The sequence below is a fragment of the Phenylobacterium sp. genome (assembly GCF_030697305.1).
GTDB lineage: Bacteria > Pseudomonadota > Alphaproteobacteria > Caulobacterales > Caulobacteraceae > Phenylobacterium.
Genome location: NZ_JAUYQL010000124.1, coordinates 1 through 7552 on the forward strand (window position 1 = coordinate 1; position 7552 = coordinate 7552).

6 protein-coding genes and 1 pseudogene are annotated in these 7552 nt (G+C 68.4%); all 7 read right to left on the bottom strand.

Annotation, left to right across the window (positions count from 1 at the left end; all coding sequences use genetic code 11):
* Positions 1-331: pseudogene (locus tag Q8R27_RS13030) on the bottom strand (hypothetical protein); the annotation flags it as partial.
* 193 nt (positions 332-524) lie between these two features.
* Positions 525-1256: a pseudouridine synthase gene (locus tag Q8R27_RS13035; protein WP_305699418.1), complete on the bottom strand. Its 732-nt coding sequence runs from the start codon at positions 1254-1256 to the stop codon at positions 525-527.
* On the bottom strand, positions 1253-2164 hold the full coding sequence (locus Q8R27_RS13040) for a class I SAM-dependent methyltransferase (protein WP_305699419.1): 912 nt from the start codon (positions 2162-2164) through the stop codon (positions 1253-1255). Before Q8R27_RS13040 ends, Q8R27_RS13035 begins: the two co-directional genes overlap by 4 nt.
* A gap of 6 nt (positions 2165-2170) precedes the next feature.
* Positions 2171-3766 (bottom strand): peptide chain release factor 3, encoded by a 1596-nt coding sequence (locus tag Q8R27_RS13045; protein WP_305699420.1) that lies wholly within the window; start codon positions 3764-3766, stop codon positions 2171-2173.
* Positions 3767-3837: 71 nt separating this feature from the next.
* On the bottom strand, positions 3838-5991 hold the full coding sequence (locus Q8R27_RS13050) for an ATP-binding protein (RefSeq protein ID WP_305699421.1): 2154 nt from the start codon (positions 5989-5991) through the stop codon (positions 3838-3840).
* A gap of 597 nt (positions 5992-6588) precedes the next feature.
* The gene (locus tag Q8R27_RS13055; RefSeq protein WP_305699422.1) at positions 6589-6993 is read right to left on the bottom strand and encodes a hypothetical protein; all 405 of its coding nucleotides are present in this window, start codon (positions 6991-6993) and stop codon (positions 6589-6591) included.
* A 74-nt stretch (positions 6994-7067) separates the two neighbouring features.
* Complete coding sequence (locus Q8R27_RS13060; RefSeq protein WP_305699423.1) at positions 7068-7400, bottom strand: DUF1491 family protein; 333 nt, start codon at positions 7398-7400, stop codon at positions 7068-7070.
* Between the last annotated feature and the right edge of the window lie 152 nt (positions 7401-7552).

Here is a 7552-nt window from a genome sequence, read left to right on the forward strand (position 1 = left end):
AGCGGGCGCGCGCCCAGCCATCGGGCCGGCGGTTGCGGTCGAAGGCGTTCGCAGCGATCTCGGCGGTGGCGGCGGCCTTGCGCAGGGACGCGGCGTCGCCTGTGCGGCGGGCGACCTCGCGCCAGACGATGGCGGCCTCCAGCCGGCGCTGGGCCTTGTCGCGGGCGCTGATGCGGCCGGCGGCCACGTCGGCGGCCTTGCCCTCGCGAACCAGCAGCCGCAGGTCGAGCAGCTCCATCAGCGCCTGGTCGCCGCCGGTCAGCCCGTCCGAGAACGGCTTCAGCGCATCGGCGCTGAACATGCGCCTAAGCTCCCGGGCGAATTCGAACATGCACGCGACTCCGACTGACCCTGAAGGCGTCCCACGCCGGGACGCCGCGAACGGGTTCAGTCGTTGATCAGCAAAGCCGGAGCCGAGCGCTTTAACAAGTCGTTAACCTATTACTTAAAATTGATCTGGAGTTGGCCCAAAGCTTGCATGTGGTTAATGCGAAACGCCGGCGCAAGCCTTCAGCGTTGCTTGGTCACTTGGCCGCGAAGATCGATTCGGACTCGGCTGACGTGAGGATGCGGTGCTCGCCAGGCGCCAGATCGCCCGGAAGCTCCAGCGCACCGATGCGGTCGCGATGCAAGGCGGCGACGTGATTGCCCAGGGCGGCGAACATCCGCCGGACCTGGTGATAGCGGCCCTCTGTGATGGTCAGATAGGCCCTGGTCGCCGACAACGGCTCCAGCAGCGCGGGTGCGAGCGGCTTGCCCTCGCCCTCCAGCATCAGCTCGCCGGCGGCGAAGATCGCCGCCTCGCCGCCATCCATGGGGCGCTCGAGCGTCGCCAGGTAGCGCTTGGGTACGTGGGACTTGGGCGAGATCACCCGGTGCAGCAGGCGGCCGTCGTCGGTGATCAGCAGCAGGCCGGAGGTGTCTTTGTCCAGCCGGCCGATCGACGACAGCGCCGGATCGCGGGTGCGCCAGCGCACGGGCAGCAGGTCGTAGACCCGCTCGCCGTCCTCCTTGTGCGAACAAACCACGCCGAGCGGCTTGTGCATCATCAGGGCGAGTGGCGCAGGCGGATCCAAGGGGATGCCGGCGACGGTCATCCGCCAAGCGAGGTCGGGGCCTACGGGCACGTGCTTGGCGGCGTCGGTGATGCGCGCGCCGTCCAACAGCACTAGACCCTGCGCCGCCAGCTTCTGGACCTCGCGGCGCGAGCCGTAACCCATGTTGGCGAGCAGGCGGTCGAGGCGAGCGGTGGTCATCGGCGGGCCTCGTAGACCTTGTAGCCGTCGCCCTCGGCCAGCAGCGAGACCGCGGCGAAGGCGGCGCGCAGCGGGGCTTCGTAGGGCAGATGCCGGTTGGCCACCAGCCAGCAGCGGCCGCCCCGTTTCAGCGCGCCGGCGGCGACGGCGATGAAGCCCGCACCCAGGGACTGATCCTCAGCGCCCGCGGCGTGGAACGGCGGGTTCATCACCACGAAATCCAGGTCCGACGGCAGGGCGCCGGGCTGGCGCACGTCAGCCCAGGCGAAGACGGCGCGCGGGTCGACGACGTTGCGTCGCGCCGCGTCGACTGCACGGCGGTCGAGGTCGACCAGGGCCAGGCTGGAGACAGTCGTGGCCTCCAAGACTTTGCCGCCCAGCAGGCCGATCCCGCAGCCGAGGTCGGCGCCGCGCCCCTGCATCGCGGGCAGGTGCTTGAGCAGCAAGGCTGTGCCGGGATCGATCCGATCCCAACTGAACACGCCGGGCTGGGTCCAGAGGCCGAGGTTGGGATCCCGGCGGACCGCGCCGGCGGCGATGGCGGCGTCCAGGCCCGTCGGCGCGTCCGGTCGCGCGCAGGCGCAGATCCGGTGATGGCGGCGCGAAGTCTCGTCCACCTTGCAGCCGAACGCCTCCAGGACCTTGCGCAGACGCGCGCCCCCCTTGTCCTTTGCCGCGAGCGCGGTGAGCCGACCGCCGGGGCGTAGCGCGCGCAGGGCGTGGGCCAGGACGGCGTCGCGCTCCAGCGTACCCGGCGGAGCGAGCACCACCGCCTCGCCAACGGCAGCATCGGCGATGGTCTCCAGCGCGCTGGAGCCCGGCATCAGCGGCGACGTCTGCACGGCGCCGCGCGGCGCAGCGGCGACGTCGGGCCTGGGCAGGCCGTAGAGGATGGCGGTGGCGTCCATCGCGCCTCAGCCGCGCTCCTTGGTCCGTTCGAAGGCGAGCTTGGGGTGGCGTTCGGCGGCGTAGTTGATGTCCCACGCGGTCTTGGCCAGGTAGACGGGCTGGTCGTCGATATCGTCGGCCATCGCGGTCTTGTGGGTGTCGATGAAGGCGTCGATGTCGGCCTTGGCTCCGGTCAGCCAGCGGGCCTCGGCGTAGGGGCTGGGCTCGAAGACCACGTCCAGGGCGTATTCGTTGGCCAACCGGTCGGCCATCACCTCGAACTGCAGCGGCCCCACGGCGCCGACGATAAAGTCCGCGCCAAGCTGAGGGCGGAACAGTTGAGTCACCCCCTCCTCCGCCAGTCCCTCAAGAGCCTTTTTCAGATGCTTGGCCTTCAGCGGATCCTTGACCCGAACGCGCTGCAGGATCTCGGGCGCGAAGTTCGGCAGACCCGCAAACCTCAGCGTCCCACTCTCTGACAGGCTGTCGCCGACCCGCAGCACGCCGTGGTTGGGGATGCCGATGACGTCGCCGGCGAAAGCTTCCTCCGCCAGCTCGCGGTCGGAGGCGAAGAACATGATCGGCGCGTTCACCGACAACTGACGGCCGGTGTTCTGCACCTTCAGCTTCATGCCGCGGGTGAAGTCGCCGGAGCAGAGCCGCAGGAAGGCGATACGGTCGCGGTGGTTGGGGTCCATGTTCGCCTGGACCTTGAACACGAAGCCGGTGACTTCGGAATCGCCGGGCGCCACGTGAGTGTCGGCGCCGCCCTTGGTCGCGGCCACCGCCTTGGGCGGCGGCGCGTAGGCGCCCAGGCCCTCCAGCAGCTCCTCGACCCCGAACTTGCGCAGCGCCGAGCCAAAGAACACCGGGGTCATATGGCCTTCCAGGAAGGCCTGGGGATCAAAGGGCTTGGAAGCCTCCTGCACCAGCATGGCGCCTTCCTCCAACTCGGCCTGTTCGTCGGGGTCGAGATAGGTGACGATGGCGTTGGAGTTGGCGGCGACGGCGGCTGGATGACCTTCGTCCTTTTCCGTCTTCTTGGCGAACGGCAGGAAGCGCTTGCGGCGCAGGTCCATCATGCCCTTGAACCGACCGCCCGATCCGGCCGGCCAGTAGAGCGGCGCAGGGTCGAGCGCCAGCTTGCCGGCGATCTCGTCGAGCAGGGCGAAGGGGTCTTGGGCCTCGCGGTCCATCTTGTTGATGAAGGTGACGATCGGAATGTCGCGCAGGCGGCAGACCTCGAAAAGCTTCAGGGTTTGCGGCTCGATGCCCTTGGCCGCATCCAGCACCATCACCGCGGCGTCCGCGGCCGTCAGCGTCCGGTAGGTATCCTCCGAGAAGTCCTCGTGGCCTGGCGTGTCCAGCAGGTTGAACATCAGGCCCGCGTGGTCGAACGTCATCACGCTGGCCGACACCGAGATGCCGCGCTCGCGTTCGATCTTCATCCAGTCGGAGCGGGTGCGGCGGTTCTCGCCGCGCGCGCGCACCTGGCCTGCGGCGCGGATCGCCCCGCCGGCCAGCAGCAGGTTTTCGGTCAGCGTGGTCTTGCCGGCGTCGGGGTGGGAGATGATCGCGAAGGTGCGCCGGCGCGCGGCCTCGGCGGCAGGAGAGGTGCTCATGGCCGCCGGGTTAGCCCAGCCCGGGCCCAGAGGCAAAGGCGTGGGTCAAATCCCCTTGGTCGCTTTCGAAGTCAGGCCGCCGTGGAGCGACGCGCTTGTGACGGATCCGCCAGCACCAGCTCGATCGCGGCGAACAGCTTGGCGAGCTCAATCGGCTTCGCCACCGAATGGTCGATCCCAGCCTCGGCATACTCTTTCACCTGATGATTCATGACGTTGGCCGAGAGGGCGATGATCGGCGTACGACGCCCGATAGTCGCCTCATGCGCGCGGATCGCCCGCGTCGCCTCGACGCCGTTGATCTCCGGCATCTGGATATCCATCAGGATCAGGTCGAAATGGCCGGTCTTGGCGGCCGCCACCGCCTGGCGACCGTCGCCGACGATCTCCAGATCGCAATCGACCGCCGCCAGCAACGAGCGAAGGACTAGCTGGTTGGTGGGATTGTCTTCCGCAGCGAGGATCCGCAGCCGCCTATCCTCCTGGAGTTCGCTCCGCCCTTCCATCTCCGTCACCACGGCGGGGCCCAGATATTCGGCGGGCACGGTAAAGCTGAAGCGGGAACCCTCGCCTTCTGTGCTGTCGACGGCGAGCGTCCCGCCCATGAGGTCGGCGAGCTCCTTGCAGATCGCCAGGCCGAGGCCAGTGCCGCCATATCGTCGGGTGGTGGAAGTGTCGGCCTGCTCGAACCTGCCGAACAGCATCTGGGCCTGATCGTCGCTGACGCCGATCCCGGTGTCGCGCACCTCAAAGGTCAGACCCTCGGCGCAGCGCCCGACGATCAGCCGCACCCCGCCTTCATGGGTGAATTTCAACGCGTTGCCGGTCAGGTTCGACAGCACCTGCCGCACCCGAACGGGATCCGCACGCCACATACCCTCGGCGTCCGGCGCGACTTCCACCTCGAGCGACAGCCCTTTGACGGCCGCCTCGCCTTGGAACGCGGCGCCCACCGTGCGCGCCAATCCCGCGGCGTCGACCGCGTCCAGTTCGAGGAGCAGCTTTCCCGCCTGCACCTTCGCCAGGTCGAGGACGCCGTTCAGGATCGACAGCAGGGCAGCGCCGGACTCCTTGACCACCTGCAGCCGCTCCTGTTGGGACGGCGACATCTCTTCCCGCTGCATCACCTGCGCCATGCCCAGGATGCCGTTCAGGGGCGTGCGGATCTCGTGGCTCATGTTGGCGATGAATTCGGACTTCGCGCGGCTCGCAGCCTCGGCGCGGTCGCGGGCGTCGGCCATGGCCTCGGCGTAGGCGTGCGCCTCGCTGACGTCGGTGAGGATGGTCACGGTGCCGCCGCTCGGCAGCGCGCAAAGCTCGGCCTTTATCCGGCCGTGCGCCGGGGTGACCCACTCCTGCGCCTCGCCTGCATATCGCTCGGCCTCGGCGTCCTTGGCCCAGACGTGGAGATCGGATGGGTCAGGATGGGTGCGGCCCGCCGATCCGGCCTGGCGAACGAGATCGTAGCGACCGAGCCCAACGGCAGGCACGATGCCGAAGTTCGACAGCAGACGCGCATAGGCTTCGTTCCAAAGGACCAGGCGGCCAGCTGGGTCGAACATCGCCATGCCGGCCGACATGCCCTGGAAGGCCGCCTCCAGGTTCATCAGGCCGGCCTTGCGCCCGTGCGATTCCATGAGGATCAAGGCGCCCGCGGCGGCGATGATCAGCAGCGCCACGGCCCCGGTCATGGTCGCCAGGCCCATGCGGTTGGCCACCATCTCGACGGCCGGCCGACTCAGGTCCGGGATCAGTTCGATCGCCGCCATGGCGGTGAAATGCAGCCCCACGATGCCCACCACAAGCAATACGGGCGGCAAGATCCAGCTCGCGACGCCGGACAGACGCCGAAGGGCGACGAGAGCGGTGGTGGCGCCGGCGCACGCCAGGACGATGGAGGCGACCACATAGGGCCAGCGCCATGCGATTCCGAACGACGACTGGATGGCCGCGATGCCGGTGAAGTGCATGGCCACGATGCTGAGGCCGATGACCAGGCCGCCCGGCACGAGGTAGCGCTCATTATGAAGCCTGGCGATCGCGAAGCCGCATCCCATGCCAACGACGGCCACCGCCAGCGACAAGGCGGTGGTCACCAAATCGTAGCCCACTGGAACATCGGTGCTGTAGGCGAGCATGGCGACAAAGTGCGTCGCCCAGACGCCGCCGCCTGCAACGAGCGCCGTGCCCAGAGAAAGCCAGACCTGCGCCGAACCGGTCGCCACTCTGTTTCGCTTGTGGAACCGAAGAGCGGTTGTAGCTGCGAGAATACACACCACAGCGGCGAGTGCGACGAGACGAAGATCGTGGTCGTCGCGAATACAGGTCAGCACAGTCAGCATCACGCCACTCCAGAACTGATCACCTCGTACTGGCCTAAGCCTAAAAAGTGGTTCTCCACGTCGCGGCTCCGCGATGCGCGCAACGCGACCGCGCGGGGCGGCCATCACGCCCGAGTCCATCGGCCGCGTTGAAACGACTGACACAAAGGGTCTTTATCCCGCCGGCTGGCCCCTATCGGGAGGGGCGGGGATTCGCGGGCGCGAGATGCAACAGATTGAAGTCGTGGCGTTCGGCCGCAGCTGGGCGATCAAACACGGAAGCGGGTTCCTGGGCGTGCTAGCGGACCGCGACGAAGCCATGCGGATCGCGCTCTCGCTAAGCGCCTGGCTGTCCGAAACGCCCGCTCCTCAGGCGCAGGCTGCGGTTTCCACGACCCCGCGCCGAAGCCCGCGCAGCGCGGGCTCCCAACGCGCCGCCTGACGGGCTGGCGGCGGCGCGTCGACTAGTCGCCTGCGTCACGGGCGCGGCCTGAGCCATCCCTAAGCCGCGAAGCGTTTCCAGACCTGGCGGTCAGCGGCGACGACATCGAGGCGGCCGGCGCCCTGTCGCTGGTGCAGCACGCCCATCACCCGCGCCGGCACGGCGGTGAAGCGCACCACCACCTCAGCCGGCAAGCACTCCAGGCTGGGGGCGATGAACAGGGCGGCGTTGAAGCCCTTGCCCTTGGCCGCCAGGAGGGCCGCCAGCCGTTCGGCCATCTGCGGCTGGGTCCGATGCAGCAGCGGGTGTTCGGCGTAGAACTCCTGGCCCAGACGGATCACCGCCTCGAAGCTGAGCGCGCTCAGGCGCCGCCCGCCCAGCTTGCCGGGCGTCGGCGCCTTGCGGACGTCGACCACGAGGTCGTTGAGCAGGAACAGGGAAAAGTCGGAACCGGTGGTCAGCACCCGGCCACCATGTGCGCATCGGGCTTTCCCGGCCGTGGACGAACGCGGTTAAACTGGGATCAACCCTGTTCAGCTCAATCCTTCTCGACGTCCTCGGTGAGGAAATGGCGACCCTGGCGATCGTCGATCTCCACCACCCAAACGTCAGGATCGATGCGCGCGGTGCGCTCGATGTAGCGGTCGAGCTCGGCCTCGTCGTGGGAACGCACGGGCTGCATCCACACGCGTTCGCCGTCGCCGCGCGTCGCCTCCGCGTAGAGACTGGCCTGGCCGTTCGCCCGGTCCAGAGCCTTCACCAGGACAGTGCCGGCGCGCATGTCGCCCTTGCGCGCCACCACCGCGAAGGCGCCGCCGATCTCGGCGCGGCGGATCAGCGCGCCCACCCAGACGTCGGTCGCAAGCAGCATGGTCGGCCTCGGGTTCGATAACGGTCGGGAAACGCGCGCCTTCTAACCTGCGCGCCTGCTCCTTGGACCATAGACGGCCGACATCAAAGCATGACTAGCGCCCGAACGCAGCGACGCCGCCCGGTGCGGGTCCGCTATGCCGTGCTCGCGGC

Coding starts and splice junctions, on each gene's coding strand:
- Q8R27_RS13035 (WP_305699418.1), bottom strand. CDS start 1,256: ATGACCACCGCTCGCCTCGACCGCCTGCTCGCCAACATGGGTTACGGC.
- Q8R27_RS13045 (WP_305699420.1), bottom strand. CDS start 3,766: ATGAGCACCTCTCCTGCCGCCGAGGCCGCGCGCCGGCGCACCTTCGCG.
- Q8R27_RS13040 (WP_305699419.1), bottom strand. CDS start 2,164: ATGGACGCCACCGCCATCCTCTACGGCCTGCCCAGGCCCGACGTCGCC.
- Q8R27_RS13060 (WP_305699423.1), bottom strand. CDS start 7,400: ATGCTGCTTGCGACCGACGTCTGGGTGGGCGCGCTGATCCGCCGCGCC.